This window comes from Protofrankia sp. Cr1 (assembly GCF_963555865.1).
Lineage (GTDB): Bacteria > Actinomycetota > Actinomycetes > Frankiales > Frankiaceae > Protofrankia.
On sequence record NZ_CAUVXO010000506.1, the window covers coordinates 4,178 to 4,697 of the forward strand.

Genomic DNA, 520 nt, shown 5'->3' on the forward strand with positions numbered 1-520 from the left:
TACGTGCGGACGGGTCGCCGACATCCTTGTGGAGATCGATCGCCTGCCGGCCGTCATGGTTGTTGTCGGGCTGATAATCGTTCCGGCTCCGGCCATTCCCGGATTCCCGGTCGGGTGCCGGGTCAGGATGACCACGCCCGCGGCGACCACCGGCGCCCGCGCCAGCGCCATCGGGAGGGGTGTCCCAGCCCCCCTTGACGTGATCCAAATCGTCCTGCCAGCGCTGGTCGTCCCGAGAATCCTCTTCCGGTCCGGGCCCGGTTCGGCCGTACGCCGGCCGGCCAGAACCGGTGCGGCCGGGCATCGGGCTGGCGCCGCGCGGCCGGCGTACGACCAGCTCACACAACTCAGCAAGGTTCGTACGGGCCCGCAGCGAGACGTTCTCGAACTGCATTTCCATTGCCGCGTCGAAGGTCCTCGTCCAGAAATCGTAGAGCTGACCCGCCCAGACCCGACTGCCCGATGGCAGGGTTCGGCGCATGTCGTCGAGCAGAGCGGCCTGCTCCCCGGCGAGAGTGAT

General features: G+C 68.5%; 1 pseudogene. It reads right to left on the minus strand.

Going from position 1 to position 520, the window contains the following annotated elements:
• Positions 1 to 520 (minus strand): annotated as a pseudogene (locus U9980_RS24695) (hypothetical protein); the annotation flags it as partial.